This is a genomic window from Nocardioides sp. NPDC101246, assembly GCF_044767415.1.
In the GTDB taxonomy this organism is placed as follows: Bacteria; Actinomycetota; Actinomycetes; order Propionibacteriales; family Nocardioidaceae; genus Nocardioides.
Genome location: NZ_JBIWNX010000014.1, coordinates 110,729 through 128,996 on the forward strand (window position 1 = coordinate 110,729; position 18,268 = coordinate 128,996).

The window sequence follows — 18,268 nt, forward strand, 5'->3', positions numbered from 1 at the left end:
TGCTACGTACACTTTGCGACATGCCTCGCATCGCCCTCGTCCTGCACGGCTCCTCGATGCTCTACGAGGTCGCGATAGCCGCCGAGATCTTCGGCGGCGACCATTCCGGCCTCGCTCCAGGCGGTGAGTGGTACGACCTCGTCGTCTGCACCGCCGACGGCGCACCGCATCCCTGGCTGGCCGGCCTGCCGACGGCGTCGTACGACGCGATCGCCGAGGTCGACACCGTCGTCGTCCCGTCCTCGAACGATCTCGACCACAATCCCGACCTCGCGCTCCTCGACGCGCTACGTGGCGCCCATGAGCGCGGCGCGCGGATCGCGTCCCTGTGCACCGGTTCGTTCGTGCTGGCCGCAGCTGGGCTGCTCGACGGCCGGGTCGCCACGACCCATTGGCTGCACGCCGACGAGCTCGCCCGACGCTATCCGCAGATCGACGTCCGCCCGCACGTGCTCTACGTCGACGAGGGCGACGTGCTCACCTCGGCCGGCAAGACCGCTGCGCTCGACCTCTGCGTCCACCTCGTACGCAGCGACCTCGGCGCCGCCGCGGCCAACGGGATCGCCCGCAATCTGGTCGTCCCGGCCCACCGCACCGGTGGGCAGGCGCAGTTCATCACCCCACCCGCGCAGCCCCGCGTTCCCGACGGCCTCGCACCCACGCTGGAGTGGGCGCGCGCCCGACTCGACCAGCCCCTGACGGTCCGCGAGCTGGCCGACCACGCCGGCCTCAGCACCCGCCAGCTCGCCCGACGGATGCAGGCCGAGCTGCAGACCGGGCCCCTTGACTGGCTGCACCACCAGCGCATCTCGCGCGCCCAGGAGCTCCTCGAACGCACCGACGCCTCGATCGACCAGATCGCGGGCAGCTGCGGAATGGGCACCGCGGCCACGCTGCGCCGTCACTTCCACCGCACGCTCGGCGTGACTCCCACGACCTACCGGACGACCTTCCGGCTCGCCGACTGATCAGTGGCCCCGGCCCAGTGCCATCCGCCCGAGGGTGCTGTCCAGGTCGTCGAGGGCTTCGGGCCAGGTGGTCTCGCTCGGGGGGTCGCTGTGGGCGAAGCTGCCGGCGAGCTCGAGGGTGACGTAGCCGTGGACGAGGCTGGACATCAGGCGGACGGCGTACGTCTCGCTGGTCTCGGGGATCCCGTAACCGCGGACGACAGCGAGGGCGAGGTCGGCGTTGCGGCGGCCGGCGGTGATCGCCTCGTCCACCGAGTCGGGCCGTGGCTCCCCCGCCGGAGCGGGTGGGATGCGCTGGCGGGTGGTGGCGTCGTAGCGGCCGGGCGAGCGGCGGGCGAAGTCGCGGATGGCGTCGGCGTACGCGACGAGGCGGTCGCGGCCCTCCCCTGCCCCCATCGCGCGGCTCGTGGTGTCGGCGAGCTCGTCGAGGACGTACGCGGTGACCGCGGTGCGGAGGTCGGTGCCGCCGGAGAGGTGGGAGTAGAGGGTCGGCGAGCGGACGCCGAGGTGCCGGGCGAGGACCGAGATCGTGACGGCGTCGAAGCCGAGCTCGTCGGCGAGGTCGGCGGCGGCCGCGATCACGGCACTTCGGTTCAGCCCAGGACGGCCCATCGACTTCCTTCCGATAACGAGTTGCCTACGAGTTGTAGGAAACCTAGCATCGTCGGCATGAAGCCGCTGACCGAGACCGACGTACGCTCCAGCTTCGTCAACCTCACCAAGGGTGCGACCAAGCGCCTCAACCTCCCCGCTGACCTGGCCGAACGACCCTGGGACGACCTCGACTACCTCGGCTGGCAGGACCCGAAGGCGCCGCAGAATCACTACCTCGTCGCCGAGCACGACGGCCGGCTCCGCGGCGTCGCCCTGCGGGCCTCGCGCGAGACGCGGGGGCCGCGCAAGACGATGTGCGCGCTGTGCACCACCGTCGGCGACGTGGCCCTGCTGGTCGCCTCCCGCGCCGGCCGCTCCGGGCAGGACGGCAACTCCGTCGGCACCTACATCTGCGCCGACCTCGACTGCTCCCTCAAGGCGCGCGGCAAGCGCAAGCTCGACACCCCTGTCATCCACGAGACCCTCAGCGTCGACCAGAAGATCGACCGGCTCCTCGGCAACCTCGACACGTTCGTAGCGCGGGTGCTCCGGCCCGCATGAGGTCGATCGCCCGCCGGTCAGATCACCTCGAGCCACGCCGCGGCTCGTTCCGTCGTCGCCCGTGCCTTGACCGGCACTTCGGTCAGCCGCTCGGCGATGATCTTCCGGTCGACCAAGCCGGCATGAACGAGTGCCGCCACGAAGTTCTGGTCCTTCTCGCGGAAGGCACAGAGCTTGGCAACACAGAGGTCCTCTTTATCGAGACACCAGCCGGTGAAGACGGGGTCGCCACCAGGCGCTGCAGTGTTCGCGTTCCGGACCTTCACGAGTCGATCGCGCCAGCCGTCCGGCAGCACAGATGTGCTCAGGTCGACACCGTCGATGCTGAAACCGTGCAGTTCCTCGAACGGCGAGAACTCACCGGCGATGCCCTCAATGACGTCAGCGAGGCGGGCAGTCTCGTCGTTATCATCAGCGATCGGCAGGATGTCGACCTCGATCGACATGGTCGCGTCAGCCGGCAACTCAGTCTCATCAAATGATCCGAGGATCGACTGCGAGCCGACGACGATCACCGCAGGATGGCCGATGATCTGGCATGCCGTGCGGATCGCGTGCTCCAACTGATCGCGACGCATCAGCTGGCCTCGGCAAGTTCCTCGAGGACATGGAGACGGTCACGCTCACTGAGCAGGCCGCCCATGGGCGAGACCTCACGCATCTCGATGGAGTCGCGGTCGAGGCCGGTCATGACACGCTGCAGGCCGCGTACGTCCTCGTGGTCCACCAGCGAGGTCCAGCGCTCGAGGTTTCGCTCGTGGGGCTGCCCGCTGACGTTGCGGCGGAGGTGGTCGAGGCGTCGCTCGATCCTCGGCTTCCACTCACGCAGCGTCGTCGAGGTGAGGTCACCCGAGAGGCGTCGATGAAGCATCCACGAGCGACGTTCGGAGCGTGTCAGGTCGGGCGTGATGGGGCGGCGTACGACCTCGAGACGCCAGCCCATACAGGACAGCAGGCGATCGAGGTTGTCGTCGCTCAGGTCGACCTTGCCGGAGAGGAACTGGCTGATGCTCGGCTGATGCACACCACTGGTGCGAGACAGCGTCGACTGGGTGGTGCCCGTCTCGAGCATCACCTCGCGCAGGATCTCTCCACGTGACGACATGACTCGATTATAGCAAGGCCTACTATGAAGCGCCTTGCCTCAGCACTCGATCACGTTGACCGCGAGGCCGCCGCGGGAGGTCTCCTTGTACTTGATCTTCATGTCGGCCCCGGTCTCGCGCATCGTCTTCAGCGCCTTATCGAGGCTGACCTTGTGGGAGCCGTCGCCGTTGAGGGCGAGGCGGGCGGCGTTGATGGCCTTCACGCTGGCGATGGCGTTGCGCTCGATGCACGGGATCTGCACCAGGCCACCGACGGGGTCGCAGGTGAGGCCCAGGTTGTGCTCGATCCCGACCTCGGCGGCGTTCTCGACCTGCTCCGGGCTGCCGCCGAGCACCTCGCACAGGGCACCAGCGGCCATCGCGCAGGCCGAGCCGACCTCGCCCTGACAGCCGACCTCGGCCCCGGAGATCGAGGCGTTCGTCTTGCACAGGATGCCGATCGCGGCCGCGGTGAGCAGGAACCGGACGATGCCGTCCTCGATCGCGGCCTCGTCCAGCCCGGCGTCGGGCGCCACGAAACGTACCCAGTAGTGCAGGACGGCGGGCACGATGCCGGCCGCGCCGTTGGTGGGAGCGGTGACGACCCGGCCGCCCGAGGCGTTCTCCTCGTTCACCGCCAGGGCGAACAGGTTGACCCAGTCCATGACCCGGAAGGGGTCCTGGGCGCCGGCCCCGGAGGCCAGGTCGCGGTAGAGCAGCGGCGCCCGCCGCGGGACACGCAGACCCCCAGGAAGTACGCCGTCGGTGACCGGGTCACGGTCGCAGCCGGCCTGTACGCAGGCCGCCATCACCCGCCAGATCTCCAGGAGACCGGCGCGGATCTCGTCAGGCGTACGCCAGGTGAGCTCGTTGGCGAGCATGAGGTCGGAGACCCGGAGCCTCTCGCGCTCACAGGTTTCGAGCAGCTCGGCGCCGGTGGTGAAGGGGTACCGGATCGGCGAGTGGTCCGGCGCGACCCGGGCGGCGCCCGAGGCGTGCTCGTCGACCACGAAGCCGCCGCCGACGGAGTAGTAGGTGCGCTCCCGCCAGATCTGCCCCGAGGCGTCGTAGGCGGTGAACACCATGCCGTTGGGGTGGCCCGGCAGGCTCTTGCGCCGGTGCATCACCAGGTCGGTGTCGACGTCGAACCGGATCGGCCGGTGCCCGCCCAGCGACAGCTCCCGGCGCTCCCGGATGGCCGCCACCCGCCCGGACGAGGCTCGGGTGTCGACGGTCGCCGGCTCCTCCCCCTCGAGGCCGAGCAGTACCGCGCCCGCCGATCCATGCCCGTGCCCGGTCGCGCCGAGCGACCCGAACAGCTCGGCCTTCACCCGCGTGACCGCGTCCAGCTGGACGTCCTCGGCGAGGCCGTCGACGAAGGTCTTCGCGGCCCGCATCGGGCCGACGGTGTGCGAGGAGGACGGCCCGATCCCGATCGAGTAGAGGTCGAAGGCGCTCAAGGCCATCGCCACGGCCGTGGATCCGCTGAGGTCAGCGGTCACCACAGGTCATTCCTCGATCAGAGCGTCGTAGGCCGCGGCGTCGAGGAGCTCGGGAGCGCCCGTGACACGCATCTCGAAGAGCCAGCCGGCCCCGAACGGGTCGCTGTTGATCAGCGCCGGGTCCTCGACGACGGCCGCGTTGATCTCGAGGATCTCACCGTCGGCGGGTGCGAAGAGGTCGCTGACCGACTTCGTCGACTCCAGCTCGCCGCAGCTCTCTCCCCCGGTGATCTTGCTGCCCACCTCGGGCAGCTCGACGAAGACGATGTCACCCAGCGCCTCGGTGGCGAAGGCGGTGACACCGACGCGCGCGACGTCGCCGCGGGTCTCGATCCACTCGTGCTCGGCGGTGTACGTCAGGTGGGTCGGGTTGCTCATGGCGGTGCTCATCTCTCGGCTCATTTCTTGGAGTAGAAGGGAAGGTCGACGATCTGGGCGTCCTCGTGGCTGCCGCGCACGACGACCTGGACCTTGGTGCCGACGGCGGCGAGGTCGGGCCGGACGTACGCCATCGCGATGGGACGTCCGAGAGTCGGCGACGGGGAGCCGCTGGTGACGGTGCCGACCTCCTCACCGGTGTCCGGGTCCACGACGGTGTAGCCGGCCCGCGGCGACCGGCGCCCGGCGGCCACCAGACCGACGAGCACGCTGCGCGGGCCCTCTTCGCGGCGTACGGCCAGGGCGTCGTCGCCGACGAAGCCGTCGGGCTTGTCGAAGGAGACGACCCGGCCGAGGCCGGCCTCGAAGGGCGTCGTCTCGCGGTTGAGCTCGTGGCCGTAGAGCGGCATGCCGGCCTCGAGCCGGAGCGTGTCGCGGCAGGCGAGCCCGGCGGGCAGCAGCCCGTGCGGCGTACCTGCCTCGGTGATGGCCTCCCAGACAGCAGCGGCCGACGCCGGTGCGCAGTAAACCTCGAAGCCGTCCTCGCCGGTGTAGCCGGTGCGCGCGAGGAGGACATCGACACCGGCGACCGTGCCGGCGTCGATGGCGTAGTACTTCAGGGACGGGACGTCGAGGTCGGTCAGGGCCGCGACGATCGCCGCCGAGGCGGGACCCTGGACCGCGATCAGCGCCCACTCCGCGGAGGCGTCCCGGACCACGGTGTCGCAGCCGCGGGCCCGCTCGACCAGGGCCGGAGCGACCACGTCGACGTTGCTCGCGTTGGCGACGACCAGGTAGCGCTCCTGCTCGAGCCGGTAGACGACCAGGTCGTCGATGATGCCGCCGTCCTCGGCGCAGACCATGGAGTAGCGGGCGCGGCCGATGCCGATCGCCGAGGGCCTGCCGACCAGGGCACGGTCGAGAGCGCGTCCCGCCTCGGGACCGGTCACCTCGATCTCACCCATGTGGGACAGGTCGAAGAGGCCCGCGGTGGTGCGTACCGCATGGTGCTCGGCGGTCTCCGAGCCGTAGCGGACCGGCATGCTCCAGCCGGCGAAGTCGGTGAACGAGGCGCCGAGCGCCTGGTGGATCTCGTGCAGAGGGGTAGGGACGGGTGAGGTCATGTGCGGGAGGCTCCCTGCTGATGGGTGCCGCAGCCGCGGCACCCGTGGACGGGTGACCTCCCCGCTCTGTCATCGCTACCTGAGAGCTTCACCGCCCGCAGGGGCGGTTTGCACCGTGGGTGCAGGATCCTCGGATCCTGTCTTTCCAGAGGTCGCCTCACCGCAGCGGTCATGGGGCCTGAGAGATTCTGGGGAGGTTTGCTCCTTCGGCGCCTCACCCCGGATGGGCAAGGACTCTCCCGCTGAGGTTCGAGTGGCGGATGTGAAGTTGTGCGGCAAACCTAGGTCTGCCCACCTCGGCCGTCAAGATCTGACGACCTACGATGGCCCGATGCCACCGACCAGCGCCAGCAACCGGGTTCCCGTGGTCATCCTGACCGGCCATCTCGGGTCGGGGAAGACCACGCTGCTCAACCATCTGCTGCGCCAGCCCGGCGCCCGCGTCGGCGTGGTCGTCAACGACTTCGGCGACATCAACGTCGACGCCGGCCTCGTCACCGGGCAGGTCGACGAGCCTGCCTCGATCGCCGGCGGCTGCCTGTGCTGCCTGCCGGACGCCGGCGGTCTCGACGACGCCCTCGAGAAGCTCACCCACCCGCGGCTCGCGCTCGACGTCGTCATCGTCGAGGCCAGCGGGATCGCCGAGCCCGGCACGCTGGCCCGGCTGGTCCGGTTCAGCGGTGTCGAGCGGGTACGCCGCGGTGGGCTCATCGAGGTCGTCGACGCCTCCGCCTACTTCGACACCCTCGATGACGGCCGGGGCCCGGCGCCGGTCCGGTTCGCGGCCGCCTCGCTGGTCGTGGTCAACAAGACCGACCTGCTGCCCGTCTCGTCCCGGGACGAGACGTTGACCCGCATCGAGCGGCGCGTGCGGGAGCACAACCCCGAGGTCCACATCGCGTACGCCGTCGGCGGCCGTATCGACCCGCGGCTCGTCTACGACGCCGCGGTGCCCGAGGACCCGCCCGAGGAGCTGCCGATCGCCGCGCTGCTGCGCGAGGCGGCCGCGGACCACGAGGCCCATCAGCACGCCCGCGCGGTCACCGTGACGACGCCGGGCACCATCGAGCCGGCTCGTCTGGTCGACCTGCTCGAGGAGCCGCCGGCGACGGCGTACCGGGTCAAGGGGACCGTCTCCGTCGCGACCGGCCAGGGACCGCGAAGCTACCAGGTGAACCTGGTCGGACGCAGCGCCCATGTCGCCGCCGCGCGGACCTCCGACGCGGCGAGCGAGCTCGTGGCCATCGGCCTGGAGCTCGAGACCGACCCGGTCCGGCAGCGCCTCACCGACGCCCTCGCCCCGGCCGAACGGCCGAGCACCGAGGGCCTTCGCCGGCTCCGCCAGCTGGTCCGGGTCAGCCTCTGACCAGCGGAATCATCCCGCGCGGCGGACAATCCGTTCCATGTCGGTGATGATCACCGAGCGCGACTCCAGCTTGACCCAGCCCTTGGCAGCGAAGTCGGCGAGCGCCTTGTTGACCGTCTCCCGAGCCGCGCCCACCAGCTGCGCGAGCTCCTCCTGGGTCAGGTCGTGGCGTACGCGGAGGCCTTCCTCGGTCTGCTCACCGAACCTCTCGGCGAGGTCGAGCAGCGCCTTCGCCACCCGGCGGGGTGCGTCGGAGAAGACCAGGTCACCGATCACGTCGTTGGCCCGGCGAAGGCGGCCCGACAGCAGGGCGAGCAGCCCACGGGTCACGCTCGGGCGCCCGTCGAGCAGGCCCAGCAGGTCGTCATGCGACAGCGAGGCGAGCTCGACGTGGTCGGTGACGGCCGTGACCGTGGAGGAGCGCCGACCGGGGTCGAAGAGCGAGAGCTCGCCGAACACCTGGCCCGGCCCCAGGATCGCCAGCAGGCTGTCCTGCCCGTTGGCCGCGGCACGGCTCAGCTTCACCTTGCCGTCCACGACCGCGTAGAGCCTGTCGGCGGCGTCGCCCTCGTGGAACAACACCTCGCCGCGCCGCAGGCGTGTCTGACCCATCGTCGCGAGCAGCGCCGTCATCGACTCGTCGTCCAGCTCGCTGAAAAGCGGTGCGTGCCGAAGCACGTCTTGATCCATTACCCAGGCGCTCCTGTCATTGCTTTACCGAAGACATCAGCCTAGCCAGATCCGGGCCCTCCACATCGGTTGTGTGTCCCGCATCGCACCCCTGTCGAGTGCGTTCTTCGCCACACCGGACAATGCGGGAAGCCTCGGCGACCCGGCGTGGTTGACCCTGGTGTGAAGCTCTCCATGCTGGACCGGTCCCGCACCCGGGTGGGGTACGCCGAGGGCGCTGCGCTGACTCACACGATCGAGCGGGCGGTGGCGGCCGAGCGGCTCGGCTATCACCGGTTCTGGGTCGCCGAGCACCACGCGGTGCCGGGGATCGCGTCGGGGTCGCCGCCGGTGCTGCTCGGTGCGCTCGGCGCGCACACGTCCACGATCCGGCTCGGGTCGGGCGGGGTGATGCTGCCGCACCATCAGCCGCTGGTCGTCGCCGAGCAGTTCCTGATGCTCGACGCCCTCTATCCGGGCCGTCTCGACCTGGGGGTCGGGCGCACCCTGGGCTTCACCGCACCCGTACGCCGCGCCCTGCGGCAGGATCTCGACGACCCGGACACGTTCGCCGAGGACATCGAGGAGCTCCGCGGGTATCTCGACCGCACCGCGGCGGTCACCGCCCGCCCGGCCGCCGCTCACCAGATCCCGATGTTCGTGCTCGCTACCGGACGCGGGGTCGCGCTCGCCTCCCGGCTCGGGCTGCCGGTCGTCGTGGGCGGTCCGGTGCTCGACAGCCCGCGGCTGGACGAGCTGCTGGGGGCGTACCGGAAGGACTTCCGGCCCTCCCCGCGAGCGACCGAGCCTTCGGTGATGATCTCTGTCGACGTGCTCGTCGCCGACACCGACGCCGAGGCCGCCGAGCTCGCTCTTCCGGAGGCGTGGGCGATGGCCAGGTCGCGGCAGACCGGCGAGTTCGGTCGGCTCGAGCCGGTCCTTTCGATCCGGGACCAGGCCTGGACGAACCAGGTGCGCGAACGGGTCGAGGCACACCTCGCACGGACGACCGCGGGGTCGGCCGAGACCGTCCGGCGCCGGCTCGACCAGCTCGCCGAGGCCACCGGGGCCGACGAACTCCTCGCCTTCACCTCGACCTATGACCGCGACGCCCAGCTCTCCTCCGACGCCGCGCTCGCCGAGATCATGACCGGGATGCCTACCCGGTCCCGGAGCTAGTCGACAGGGTGTGGGCGGCCTCCAGGAGGAGGCGGCCGAGCTCAGCCTGGCGCGGCGGGGCGAGGCGGGCCTCGATGCCGGTGATGCTCAGCGCTCCGTACGGCTGGCCGTGGGCGTCGAAGACGGCGGCACCCAGACCCCAGCTGCCGACCACGATGAGGCCCGGGTTGACCGCGAAGCCGCGCTCACGGGTCGCGGCGATGCGCTTTCGCAGAGCGGACGCCGAGTGCTCCTCGCCGTAGGTGGGAACCAGATCGGTGCGGGCCAGGTAGGCCTCGCGGCGCGACTCGGGCATGAGGGCCAGGATCGCCAGGCCGGCCGAGGCGACGCCGAGCGGGAACCGGATCCCCTCGTGGAGGACATGGGAGCGGATCGGGAAGCTGCCGTCCTCGCGCAGGACGCAGACGGTCTCGTCGCCGCGCCGGATCGAGAAGAACGCGCTCTCCCCCGTCTCCCGGGCGATCCTCAGCACCGCCGCCCGGGCCGCCGGGGTGATGTCGTGGCGGGTGGTCGCGGCGGCGCCGAGCAGGAAGCACTCCGGGCCCAGGTGCCAGGCGCCGGTGTCGTTGTCGCGCTCGACCAGCCCCTCCTCCTGCAGCGCGCTGAGCAGCCGATGGGCGGTCGGACGCGGGATGGCGGCGGTCGTCGCGAGCTGGGTGGTCGTCGCGCCCTCCGGCTCGCGCGCGGCGAGCAGCCGCAGCAGGTGTGCACTGCGGCGGATGACGCTGGGACCAGGTTCCATGAGATGTACGATAAACGACGTCCACTCAGCGGACGCATCTGCGGCGGCGGGGTCGTTGATCGAGAGATCGAGCGTGAAATCGCGCTCACCTATTGACCGAACCCACCGCCCGTCCTTGACTGATCATCATGGACAAGGTCATCTCCTCAGCCGCCGAGGCGGTCGCGGACATCCCGAACGGAGCGACCCTCACGGTCGGCGGCTTCGGGTTGTGCGGCATCCCCTCGGTGCTCATCAATGCTCTGCTCGAGGCCGGCGTGACCGACCTCGAGGTGGTCTCCAACAACGCCGGTGTCGACGACTGGGGCCTGGGCCTGCTGCTCGGCGCCGGCCGCCTGCGCCGGGTCGTCGCCTCGTACGTCGGTGAGAACAAGGAGTTCGCGCGGCAGTATCTCTCCGGCGACCTCGAGGTCGAGCTGACCCCGCAGGGCACGCTCGCCGAGCGGATGCGCGCGGGCGGCTCCGGCATCGCCGCGTTCTACACCCGCACCGGCGTCGGCACGCAGGTGGCGCAGGGCGGGCTGCCGTGGAAGTACGACGACGCCGGCAACGTCATCAAGACCTCTCCCGAGAAGCCGGTGATGACCTTCGAGACGCCCGAGGGCGAGCGGGAGTTCGTCCTGGAGGAGGCCATCGTCGCCGACTTCGGCATCGTCCGCGCATGGAAGGGCGACCGCCACGGCAACCTCGTCTTCAAGGACTCCGCCCGCAACTTCAACCCGCTGGCCGCGATGGCCGGGCAGATCACGATCGCGGAGGTCGAGGAGCTCGTCGAGCCCGGCGAGCTGGCGCCGAACGACATCCACCTTCCGGGGGTCTACGTGCACCGCGTGGTGGCGTTGACGCCGGAGCGGGCCGCCGACAAGCGGATCGAGAAGAGGACGGTGCGCTGAGATGGCATGGACACGTGAAGAGATGGCCGCCCGCGCCGCCGCGGAGCTCGCCGACGGCGACTACGTCAACCTCGGCATCGGGCTGCCGACGCTGGTGCCCAACTACGTCCCCGACGACGTCGAGCTCGTGCTGCAGAGCGAGAACGGCATCCTCGGCACCGGCGCCTACCCGACCGAGGACGCCGTCGACCCGGACCTGATCAACGCCGGCAAGGAGACGGTCACCGTACGCAAGGGGGCCAGCTTCTTCGACTCCGCGACCAGCTTCGGGATGATCCGCTCCGGCAAGATCGACGCCGCGATCCTCGGGGCCATGCAGGTCTCCGCGGGCGGCGACCTGGCCAACTGGATGATCCCCGGCAAGATGGTCAAGGGCATGGGCGGCGCGATGGACCTCGTCCACGGCGCCAAGAAGGTCGTCGTGCTGATGGAGCACGTCGCCCGCGACGGCTCCTACAAGATCGTCGAGGAGTGCTCGCTTCCCTACACCGGTCTCGGTGTCGTGCAGCGCATCATCACCGACCTGTGCGTCCTCGACATCACCCCCGAGGGCCTGCGCCTCGTCGAGCTCGCGCCGGGCGTCACGTTCGGCGAGGTCGAGGAGAAGACGGAGCCGCCGATCCTCCGCTGAGGCGCCGAGAGGTCAGCCGCGTCGGCCGAGATGTCACTGGTGTGACGTCTCGGCCGACGTACGTGACGTCTCGGCCGACGTACGTGACGTCTCGGCCGACGGGGGTGACTTCTCGGCCGACGTAGGTGACGGCTCGGCGGGTCTGCGACAATGTGCGGCGTGGATCTGAGGGTGGTGCGGCCGACGCGCGGGAGCGTGTGGCTGGCGCTGCTCGCGGCCATCGAGATCACCACCGGGTCGAGCCTGGCCCACCTGGCCGGCGGCGGGGAGCTGCCGGACGCGTTGTGGCTGGTGGCGACCGGTTTCGCCGCCTTCGGTGCCGGGGTCGTCGTGCTGCAACGACGAGTCGGGATCGTGCTGGGGGCGGTGCTCGCCGGCGCGGCGCAGCTGGGGATGCACGAGGCCTTCGAGGCGTACGCGGCGCCCGCCGCCCACGCGCACGGCGCCGGCACGGGCGAGACCTCGATGCTGGTCGCGCACACCGCGGCCGCGGTGCTCACCGTGGTCGTGTGGCTGCTGCACCGAAGGGCCTGGCAGGTCATCTCCCGGACGCTCACCGCGCCCCGGATCCCGATCTCCTTCCGCCAGCCGAGCCCGGCGCAGCCGATGGTGCTGCGCAACCACCTGTGGACGTACGTCGCTGCCGGCCGGGGTCCGCCGGTCCTCGCCTGAGGACCCGACCCCGACAACTGGGCATCGCCCAGCAGCAGACACTCCACAGAAAGCAACAACCATGTCTCGACGTACCCTCGCGCGCTTCGGCGCGCCCGCCATCGCCGCCGCGGGCATCACCTTCCTCGTCGCCGCACCGGCCTCCGCGCACGTCACGGTCACCCCGACCGAGACGGCGGCCGGCGCCTACTCGGTGCTGACCTTCAGCGTCGGCCACGGCTGCGAAGGCTCCCCGACCAACAAGATCACCATCCAGGTGCCGGAGGGGATCAACACGGTCACCCCGACGCGTCAGCCGTACTACGACGTGAAGGTCACCACCGAGAAGCTCGCCGAGCCGGTCAAGGACGCCCACGGCAACGAGCTGACCGAGCGCGACGCGACCATCGTCTACACCGCCAAGACCCCGCTGCCCGACGGCCAGCGCGACGCCTTCGAGGTCTCCCTGCAGCTGCCGGAGGAGGAGGGCACCCTCGCCTTCCCGACGGTCCAGACCTGCGAGAAGGGCGAGACCGCCTGGGTCGAGGAGACTCCGGAGGGCGCCACCGAGGAGCCCGAGAGCCCGGCCCCGGCCTTCGAGGTCACCGCGGCCGAGTCCGAGGACGGTCACGGCCACGGTGCAGAGGAGTCCGCGGAGAAGGCCGAGCCGGCCGCCGCGGAGACCGACGACGCCGAGGACGACAACAGCAACCTGTGGGGTGCCATCGGTGCCGGCGCCGGCATCCTCGGCCTGATCGCGGGCACGACCGCCCTCGCGCTGGGGCGTCGTAAGGCGTGAGTGCTCCCCTGACGCGCCGGCCCGGCCTCGACCGGCCGGGCCGGCGCGCCCTGGGGCGGCTGCTGGTGGCGCTTGCTGCCGCTGCGTACGCCGTCCTGCTCAGCACCTCGCCCGCCCAGGCGCACGCGACGCTCATCGGCACCGACCCCGAGGAGGGGGCGGTCCTGGAGCAAGCGCCGGAGACGATCACCTTCACCTTCGACGAGGCGGTGACGCTGCCCCCGGCGGGCGTGACCGTCTACGACGCGAAGGGCCAGGAGGTCACCTCCGAGGCGACCGCGAGCGGCACCGAGATGCAGGTCGCGCTCGCGGAGGCGAGCAGCCTGGGCGACGGCACCTACGTCGTCGCCTGGCGCGCGGTGTCGGCCGACGGCCACCCGATCTCGGGCTCGCTGACCTTCGCGGTCGGCGCCCCGAGCCTCAGCGTCGCACCACCTCCGTCCACGGAGCCGTCCCGGGCGACGGCAGTGATCCACGGGGCACTCCAGTTCGTCCAGTACGCGGCACTGCTGCTGGTCGTGGGCCTGGTCTGGTTCCGCGCCGTGATCGTGGGCGAGCACCGCGTCCCCGACCGCGCGATCGCGCGGGTCCAGCGCCTGCAGATCCTCGCCGGCATGGTCGCCGTGGTCGCGCTGGTCGCGCTCGCCCCGGCCAGCGGCGCGCTGCAGAGCGAGAGCGGACCGGGCGCGATGCTCACCTTCGACGCCTGGTCGCCGGCCTCGGTCGGCAAGGAGTGGCTCAGCGCGCTGGTGGGGATCCTCGGCATCGCGGCCGCGCTCGCCCTGCGCGAGCGGCCCCGCCTGGCCGCGGTCGCGGGACTGGTCGCAATCTGCTCCCCGGCGCTGGTGGGGCACTCCCGAGCGGTCGTACCCGCCTGGCTGGTCACCGCCACCGACGTCATCCACCTCGTCGCCGGCGCGCTCTGGCTCGGTGGCCTCGTCGGTCTCGCGCTGACCCTGCCGCTGATCACCCGCCGGGGCGCGGTCGCGGCCGAGATCGTCACCCGGTTCTCCACCCTCGCCGCCGCCTCCCTGGCCGCCCTCGCGGTCTCGGGTGTGCTGATGGGCTGGCGGATCCTCGGCTCCTGGGACAACCTGCTCAACAGCACGTACGGCACGCTGCTGATGACCAAGATCGCCCTGGTCGTCGCGGTCGCCGTGATGGCGGCAGGCAACCGGCTGCTGGTCCTCCCCCGCGTCCGTCAGGCGGCCGGCCACGACGACACCGTCGAGGCCGGCTCGATGCTGCGCCGAGCGGTGCTGATGGAGGCGGGCGTGCTCGTCGTCGTCCTCGGCGTCACCGGCTTCCTGGTCGACCAGCCGCCGCAGGCGGGTGCCGGGTCGGCCGGGACCGGATCGGCCACGGTCGCGCAGACCAACACCCAGGCCGCGGAGCTGGGCAAGGACCACCGGGTCTACGCGACGCTGACCCCGTCAGGCCCGGGCCCGAACGTCCTCCGGCTGCAGATCCAGGACGCGGCCGGCGAGCCGGTCGAGGCGGCGGCGGTCCCGACCGCCAAGCTGAGGTCGGGCGATGTCGACCTGGGCAGCCTGGCCCTGAAGACGGTCGCCGCCGGCACCTGGGAGGCGGACGTCGTGCTGCCCAAGGGCGGCGTGTGGGAGGCGACCGTCGGGCTGCGGCTGGGCGAGTTCGAGAGCCCGCTGGCGCTGGTGAAGTTCACCGTCGGGCAGTGAGCCTCAGACGGTGACCTCAGACGGTGACCCTCAGACCGTGACCGGGAGCCGGAGCGTGTGGATCATCCCGTCGACGCGTACCTGCACGAAGAAGACGTAGTCACCCGCCTTCGGCGGCTTCACGTGGATGCCGAGGCGGGTGCCGTCCTCGCCGTTCTCAGGGCCGCCGAGGGGGTGCAGGTGGATCACCTCGCCCGTCTCCCGGCTGAACGCGGTCACGTGCGCGTAGACCCCGAGGTAGGTGCCGAGGTTGACCGGCTTGCCCGCCGGGTCGGAGATCAGGACGCCGATCTCCTGGTCGATCCCGGGCTTCGGGGTCTCCTCCAGCGCGGCGATCACCGTGCCGTCGTCGGAGCCGGGTACGTCCACCTCCGCCGCCCCCGCGACCTTCGCCGTCGCGCCGAGCATCGCCTGCTCCCCCTTGTCGTCGGGGGTGCGGGCCGCGAACTCGACGACCACCCGGTAGGTGCCGCCCGCGGGCAGCGTCAGGTCGCCGGACCATTCCCCGGCCTCGCCTTGTGTCGGGTGCAGGTGACGGAAGACCTCCAGGTCGTCGCGTACGACGTAGAGGTGGAGGTCCTTGGTCTGCTCCTCGATGTAGTCGGTGACCGGTTCGCCTCCCTTGGTGATGGTGAAGCTCACCTTCCCCGGGGTGCCCGCCTCGGCGGGCAGGCTGACGTCACCGAGCGTGTAGCCGCCCGCGGTCGCAGAGGTGCCGTCGGCGCCCTTGATGGCGGTCACGACCGTTGCCACGTTGGCTGAGCCGCTGGGCGAGGTCGGGTCGGCGGCCTCCGGTTCGCCGCCGCAGGCGATCAGCGTGATCGCGAGGCCGAGGGTCAGGACGACAGCAGCAATTCCGACACGCACGGAGCAAGGGTGTCATGGCCCTGGTCAGAACCCGACACCCGGATTGAGAATCCCCAGCGGGTCCAGCGCCGCCTTGATCCGGTGCTGCACGTCGATGGAGTCGGCGCCGATCTCTGACTCGAGCCACTTCTGCTTGAGCCGGCCGACTCCGTGCTCGCCGGTGGTGGTGCCACCGAGCTCGATGGCGAGGGCGAAGATCTCGTCTCCCGCGGCGGTCTCTGCAGGCGGCATCACCCCCGGGACATCGTCGGGCGACGGGTCCCAGCCGATGACCGGGTGGAGGTTGCCGTCGCCGGCGTGTGCGATGGTGTAGATGCGTACGCCGTGCCGGTCCGCGATCTCGGAGACCCGCTCGACCGCCTCCGCGAGCCGGGAGCGGGGCACGCAGATGTCCTCGATGAAGAAGGCGCCCTCGGCCTCGATGGCCGGCAAGACCTGGCGACGGGTCGCGACAAGGCGGTCGGAGGAGGCCTCGTCGACGCCCTGCTCGACCCAGGTCGCCTCCTTGCCGAGGACGGCCGCGATCGCCTCGATCTCGCTCTCCGCCGCCGGCCCGTCGGCCTGGGCGATCACCAGGGCGTCGCCCCGCGCGGCGTAGGACGTGCCCGCGAACCGGTCGATCGCCTCCAGGCAGCGCCGGTCGACGAGCTCCAGCATCGACGGCACCCGCCGGGCGGCCGCGATCGCGGCACAGGCGCGGGCGGCCGCCGCCACCGAGGCGTACGCGGCCGACGCCGTCAACGTGGAGACCGGCCGTGGCTTGAGCCGCAGGGTCGCGCCGACGACGACGCCCAGGGTGCCCTCGGAGCCGACGAAGAGCGCGGTGAGGTCCAGACCCGCGACGCCCTTCATGGTGCGGCGGCCGGTGTGGATCAGGGTGCCGTCGGCGAGGACGACGTCGAGGCCGAGGACCGCCTCCCGGGTGACCCCGTACTTCACGCAGCGCAGCCCGCCGGCATTGGTGGCCACGTTGCCGCCGATCGAGCAGATCGCCGCCGAGGCGGGGTCGGGTGCGTAGCGCAGCCCCACCTCTGCGGCCGCCGCGTCCAGGTGTGCGGTGAGGACGCCTGCCTCGACGACCGCGATCTCGTCGACCGCGTCGAGCTCGAGGATCCGGTCCATCGCGGAGAGGTCGACGACGAGGTGGCCGGTGCCGGCCACCGCTCCCCCGGCCAGCCCGGTGCCCGCACCGCGCGGGACCACCGGCACCCGGTGCGCCGAGGCGACCCGCATCGCCGCCTGGACGTCCGCGACGCTGCGGGCCCTCACCACCGCCAGCGGCAGGCCGGCGGCGACCGATCCGGACCGGTCGGTCGAGGCCGCCAACCGCGAGAGCTCATCGGTCACCACCTCCGAGACACCGGCGGCGAGGTCATCGATCAGGGAAAGCATGGACTCCGTCGTCATCCCGACATCCTCTCGCCTGGCCGACTCCTATGGTGGCCGATTGCCAACCCCTTCGACGTTACCGATACGCTTTACCTCGAGGGGAGTACCTCACCAAGCTCATTCCGGTCAGTACGTCGGTGCCGACACCGTCCCGGAATGACACCCCGATCCGGGGTGAGGGAGACCTCAGACGTTCATCGACACGCCTGAGGAACCTTCATGCTCGATACCATCGGTACGCCCACGCTCTGGGCCGTCACCATCGGCGCCGTCGTGGCGCTGATCGCCCTCGACTTCGTCCTGACCCGCAAGCCCCACGACGTCTCCATGAAGGAGGCGCTGGGCTGGTCGGCCTTCTACATCGCGCTTCCGCTCGCCTTCGGCGTCTGGGTCTGGAACGCCCACGGTAGCCAGACCGGCTTCGAGTACTACACCGGCTACATCGTCGAGAAGTCGCTCAGCGTCGACAACCTGTTCGTGTTCATGCTGCTGCTCGCCGCCTTCGCGGTGCCACGCCACCTGCAGCAGAAGGTGCTGCTCTTCGGCATCGTCGGCGCGCTCGTGCTGCGCGGAATCTTCATCGCCCTGGGCGCCGCGGCGCTGTCCCAGTGGGACATCGTCTTCCTGATCTTCGGTGCGATCCTGCTGGTCACCGCTGTGAAGCTCTTCGTCGAGGCGCTCCAGGGACACGACCAGAAGGTCGACCCCGAGGAGATGCTCGCCGTACGTCTCGGCCGCAAGATCGGCCTGAAGCCGATGGCCATCGTGGTGCTCGCCATCTTCGCCACCGACATCATCTTCGCCGTCGATTCGGTGCCGGCCGTCTACGGCATCACCGGCGACCCCTACCTCGTCTTCGCCACCAACGCGTTCGCCCTGCTCGGCCTGCGGGCCCTCTACTTCGTTCTGGAGGGTGCCCTGTCCAAGCTGGTCCACCTCTCCTACGGTCTGGCCGCGATCCTCGCCTTCATCGGCGTCAAGCTCGGCCTGCACTGGGCCCACGGTCGCTGGGACAGCGTCCCGGTCATCCCGACCTGGCTCTCGCTCGTGGTCATCATCGGCATCCTCGCCGTCACCGTGACCACCAGCCTGATCGCCTCCGCGCGCAAGCAGGCCCGGGAAGAGACCGAGGCCCTGGAGGAGACGAACGCGTAAGCGACCGTGTTGGTCTCGACA

The 18,268-nt window shown here is 70.9% G+C and carries 20 protein-coding genes and 1 riboswitch; of the genes, 10 read left to right on the plus strand and 10 right to left on the minus strand.

Annotated elements, in window-relative coordinates:
• Nucleotides 1–20 precede the first annotated feature (20 nt).
• Nucleotides 21–968, plus strand: a complete 948-nt coding sequence (locus tag ACIRON_RS23865; RefSeq protein WP_402996125.1) for a GlxA family transcriptional regulator — start codon at nt 21–23, stop codon at nt 966–968.
• On the opposite strand, the gene ACIRON_RS23870 is transcribed toward ACIRON_RS23865, so the two are convergent.
• The gene (locus ACIRON_RS23870) at nt 969–1,580 is read right to left on the minus strand and encodes a TetR-like C-terminal domain-containing protein (protein ID WP_402996127.1); all 612 of its coding nucleotides are present in this window, start codon (nt 1,578–1,580) and stop codon (nt 969–971) included. It lies immediately after the preceding gene.
• A 57-nt stretch (nt 1,581–1,637) separates the two neighbouring features.
• On the opposite strand from ACIRON_RS23870, the gene ACIRON_RS23875 reads away from it, so the two are divergent.
• The gene (locus tag ACIRON_RS23875) at nt 1,638–2,123 is read left to right on the plus strand and encodes an FBP domain-containing protein (protein WP_402996129.1); all 486 of its coding nucleotides are present in this window, start codon (nt 1,638–1,640) and stop codon (nt 2,121–2,123) included.
• A gap of 17 nt (nt 2,124–2,140) precedes the next feature.
• Here the strand turns inward: ACIRON_RS23875 and ACIRON_RS23880 are convergent, their stop codons facing one another.
• From ACIRON_RS23880 to gcvT, 5 genes are read right to left on the minus strand one after another with little or no spacing between them, the layout of a single operon-like run.
• Nucleotides 2,141–2,701, minus strand: coding sequence for a DUF6036 family nucleotidyltransferase (locus ACIRON_RS23880; RefSeq protein WP_402996131.1), 561 nt, complete (start codon nt 2,699–2,701; stop codon nt 2,141–2,143).
• Nucleotides 2,701–3,228 (minus strand): helix-turn-helix domain-containing protein, encoded by a 528-nt coding sequence (locus tag ACIRON_RS23885; protein ID WP_402996133.1) that lies wholly within the window; start codon nt 3,226–3,228, stop codon nt 2,701–2,703. Before ACIRON_RS23885 ends, ACIRON_RS23880 begins: the two co-directional genes overlap by 1 nt.
• Nucleotides 3,229–3,267: 39 nt before the next feature.
• Nucleotides 3,268–4,674, minus strand: coding sequence for an L-serine ammonia-lyase (locus ACIRON_RS23890; protein WP_402996263.1), 1,407 nt, complete (start codon nt 4,672–4,674; stop codon nt 3,268–3,270).
• Between the two features lie 42 nt (nt 4,675–4,716).
• The gene (gcvH, locus tag ACIRON_RS23895) at nt 4,717–5,088 is read right to left on the minus strand and encodes a glycine cleavage system protein GcvH (RefSeq protein ID WP_402996265.1); all 372 of its coding nucleotides are present in this window, start codon (nt 5,086–5,088) and stop codon (nt 4,717–4,719) included.
• Between the two features lie 20 nt (nt 5,089–5,108).
• Complete coding sequence (gene gcvT, locus ACIRON_RS23900; RefSeq protein WP_402996135.1) at nt 5,109–6,212, minus strand: glycine cleavage system aminomethyltransferase GcvT; 1,104 nt, start codon at nt 6,210–6,212, stop codon at nt 5,109–5,111.
• Nucleotides 6,213–6,368: 156 nt separating this feature from the next.
• A riboswitch (glycine riboswitch) is annotated at nt 6,369–6,464 on the minus strand.
• Nucleotides 6,465–6,543: 79 nt separating this feature from the next.
• On the opposite strand from gcvT, the gene ACIRON_RS23905 reads away from it, so the two are divergent.
• On the plus strand, nt 6,544–7,578 hold the full coding sequence (locus ACIRON_RS23905) for a CobW family GTP-binding protein (protein WP_402996137.1): 1,035 nt from the start codon (nt 6,544–6,546) through the stop codon (nt 7,576–7,578).
• Between the two features lie 9 nt (nt 7,579–7,587).
• Here ACIRON_RS23905 and ACIRON_RS23910 read toward each other — a convergent pair whose 3' ends face one another.
• Complete coding sequence (locus tag ACIRON_RS23910) at nt 7,588–8,268, minus strand: Crp/Fnr family transcriptional regulator (RefSeq protein ID WP_402996139.1); 681 nt, start codon at nt 8,266–8,268, stop codon at nt 7,588–7,590.
• Between the two features lie 147 nt (nt 8,269–8,415).
• Here ACIRON_RS23910 and ACIRON_RS23915 point away from each other — a divergent pair, with 147 nt between their 5' ends.
• Entirely contained in the window at nt 8,416–9,426 is a 1,011-nt protein-coding gene (locus ACIRON_RS23915; protein WP_402996141.1) for an LLM class flavin-dependent oxidoreductase, read from the plus strand.
• On the opposite strand, the gene ACIRON_RS23920 is transcribed toward ACIRON_RS23915, so the two are convergent.
• Nucleotides 9,407–10,168, minus strand: a complete 762-nt coding sequence (locus ACIRON_RS23920; protein ID WP_402996143.1) for an IclR family transcriptional regulator — start codon at nt 10,166–10,168, stop codon at nt 9,407–9,409. The two genes, ACIRON_RS23915 and ACIRON_RS23920, sit on opposite strands and share 20 nt — an antisense overlap.
• A 128-nt stretch (nt 10,169–10,296) precedes the next feature.
• Between ACIRON_RS23920 and ACIRON_RS23925 the strand changes: the two genes are divergently transcribed.
• The 5 genes from ACIRON_RS23925 to ACIRON_RS23945 all read left to right on the plus strand — a co-directional run bounded on the left by ACIRON_RS23925 (nt 10,297) and on the right by ACIRON_RS23945 (nt 14,836).
• Nucleotides 10,297–11,061 (plus strand): CoA transferase subunit A, encoded by a 765-nt coding sequence (locus ACIRON_RS23925; protein WP_402996145.1) that lies wholly within the window; start codon nt 10,297–10,299, stop codon nt 11,059–11,061.
• Nucleotide 11,062: 1 nt separating this feature from the next.
• Nucleotides 11,063–11,692 carry a 3-oxoacid CoA-transferase subunit B gene (locus tag ACIRON_RS23930; RefSeq protein ID WP_402996147.1) on the plus strand — a complete coding sequence of 210 codons (630 nt, stop codon included), beginning with the start codon at nt 11,063–11,065 and terminating at the stop codon, nt 11,690–11,692.
• A 150-nt stretch (nt 11,693–11,842) separates the two neighbouring features.
• On the plus strand, nt 11,843–12,364 hold the full coding sequence (locus tag ACIRON_RS23935; RefSeq protein ID WP_402996149.1) for a cell division protein FtsQ: 522 nt from the start codon (nt 11,843–11,845) through the stop codon (nt 12,362–12,364).
• A 61-nt stretch (nt 12,365–12,425) separates the two neighbouring features.
• Nucleotides 12,426–13,142, plus strand: a complete 717-nt coding sequence (locus tag ACIRON_RS23940; RefSeq protein ID WP_402996151.1) for a YcnI family protein — start codon at nt 12,426–12,428, stop codon at nt 13,140–13,142.
• The gene (locus ACIRON_RS23945) at nt 13,139–14,836 is read left to right on the plus strand and encodes a copper resistance CopC/CopD family protein (protein WP_402996153.1); all 1,698 of its coding nucleotides are present in this window, start codon (nt 13,139–13,141) and stop codon (nt 14,834–14,836) included. Before ACIRON_RS23940 ends, ACIRON_RS23945 begins: the two co-directional genes overlap by 4 nt.
• A gap of 30 nt (nt 14,837–14,866) precedes the next feature.
• On the opposite strand, the gene ACIRON_RS23950 is transcribed toward ACIRON_RS23945, so the two are convergent.
• Both ACIRON_RS23950 and ACIRON_RS23955 read right to left on the minus strand, forming a co-directional pair.
• On the minus strand, nt 14,867–15,703 hold the full coding sequence (locus tag ACIRON_RS23950) for a hypothetical protein (protein ID WP_402996155.1): 837 nt from the start codon (nt 15,701–15,703) through the stop codon (nt 14,867–14,869).
• A gap of 24 nt (nt 15,704–15,727) precedes the next feature.
• Nucleotides 15,728–17,110 (minus strand): FAD-binding oxidoreductase, encoded by a 1,383-nt coding sequence (locus tag ACIRON_RS23955; protein ID WP_402996157.1) that lies wholly within the window; start codon nt 17,108–17,110, stop codon nt 15,728–15,730.
• Between the two features lie 201 nt (nt 17,111–17,311).
• Here ACIRON_RS23955 and ACIRON_RS23960 point away from each other — a divergent pair, with 201 nt between their 5' ends.
• Complete coding sequence (locus tag ACIRON_RS23960; protein ID WP_402996159.1) at nt 17,312–18,247, plus strand: TerC family protein; 936 nt, start codon at nt 17,312–17,314, stop codon at nt 18,245–18,247.
• Nucleotides 18,248–18,268 lie beyond the last annotated feature (21 nt).

Coding starts and splice junctions, on each gene's coding strand:
- ACIRON_RS23865 (WP_402996125.1), top strand. CDS start 21: ATGCCTCGCATCGCCCTCGTCCTGCACGGCTCCTCGATGCTCTACGAG.
- ACIRON_RS23870 (WP_402996127.1), bottom strand. CDS start 1,580: ATGGGCCGTCCTGGGCTGAACCGAAGTGCCGTGATCGCGGCCGCCGCC.
- ACIRON_RS23875 (WP_402996129.1), top strand. CDS start 1,638: ATGAAGCCGCTGACCGAGACCGACGTACGCTCCAGCTTCGTCAACCTC.
- ACIRON_RS23880 (WP_402996131.1), bottom strand. CDS start 2,701: ATGCGTCGCGATCAGTTGGAGCACGCGATCCGCACGGCATGCCAGATC.
- ACIRON_RS23885 (WP_402996133.1), bottom strand. CDS start 3,228: ATGTCGTCACGTGGAGAGATCCTGCGCGAGGTGATGCTCGAGACGGGC.
- ACIRON_RS23890 (WP_402996263.1), bottom strand. CDS start 4,674: ATGGCCTTGAGCGCCTTCGACCTCTACTCGATCGGGATCGGGCCGTCC.
- gcvH (WP_402996265.1), bottom strand. CDS start 5,088: ATGAGCAACCCGACCCACCTGACGTACACCGCCGAGCACGAGTGGATC.
- gcvT (WP_402996135.1), bottom strand. CDS start 6,212: ATGACCTCACCCGTCCCTACCCCTCTGCACGAGATCCACCAGGCGCTC.
- ACIRON_RS23905 (WP_402996137.1), top strand. CDS start 6,544: ATGCCACCGACCAGCGCCAGCAACCGGGTTCCCGTGGTCATCCTGACC.
- ACIRON_RS23910 (WP_402996139.1), bottom strand. CDS start 8,268: ATGGATCAAGACGTGCTTCGGCACGCACCGCTTTTCAGCGAGCTGGAC.
- ACIRON_RS23920 (WP_402996143.1), bottom strand. CDS start 10,168: ATGGAACCTGGTCCCAGCGTCATCCGCCGCAGTGCACACCTGCTGCGG.
- ACIRON_RS23925 (WP_402996145.1), top strand. CDS start 10,297: ATGGACAAGGTCATCTCCTCAGCCGCCGAGGCGGTCGCGGACATCCCG.
- ACIRON_RS23930 (WP_402996147.1), top strand. CDS start 11,063: ATGGCATGGACACGTGAAGAGATGGCCGCCCGCGCCGCCGCGGAGCTC.
- ACIRON_RS23935 (WP_402996149.1), top strand. CDS start 11,843: ATGTGCGGCGTGGATCTGAGGGTGGTGCGGCCGACGCGCGGGAGCGTG.
- ACIRON_RS23940 (WP_402996151.1), top strand. CDS start 12,426: ATGTCTCGACGTACCCTCGCGCGCTTCGGCGCGCCCGCCATCGCCGCC.
- ACIRON_RS23955 (WP_402996157.1), bottom strand. CDS start 17,110: ATGACGACGGAGTCCATGCTTTCCCTGATCGATGACCTCGCCGCCGGT.
- ACIRON_RS23960 (WP_402996159.1), top strand. CDS start 17,312: ATGCTCGATACCATCGGTACGCCCACGCTCTGGGCCGTCACCATCGGC.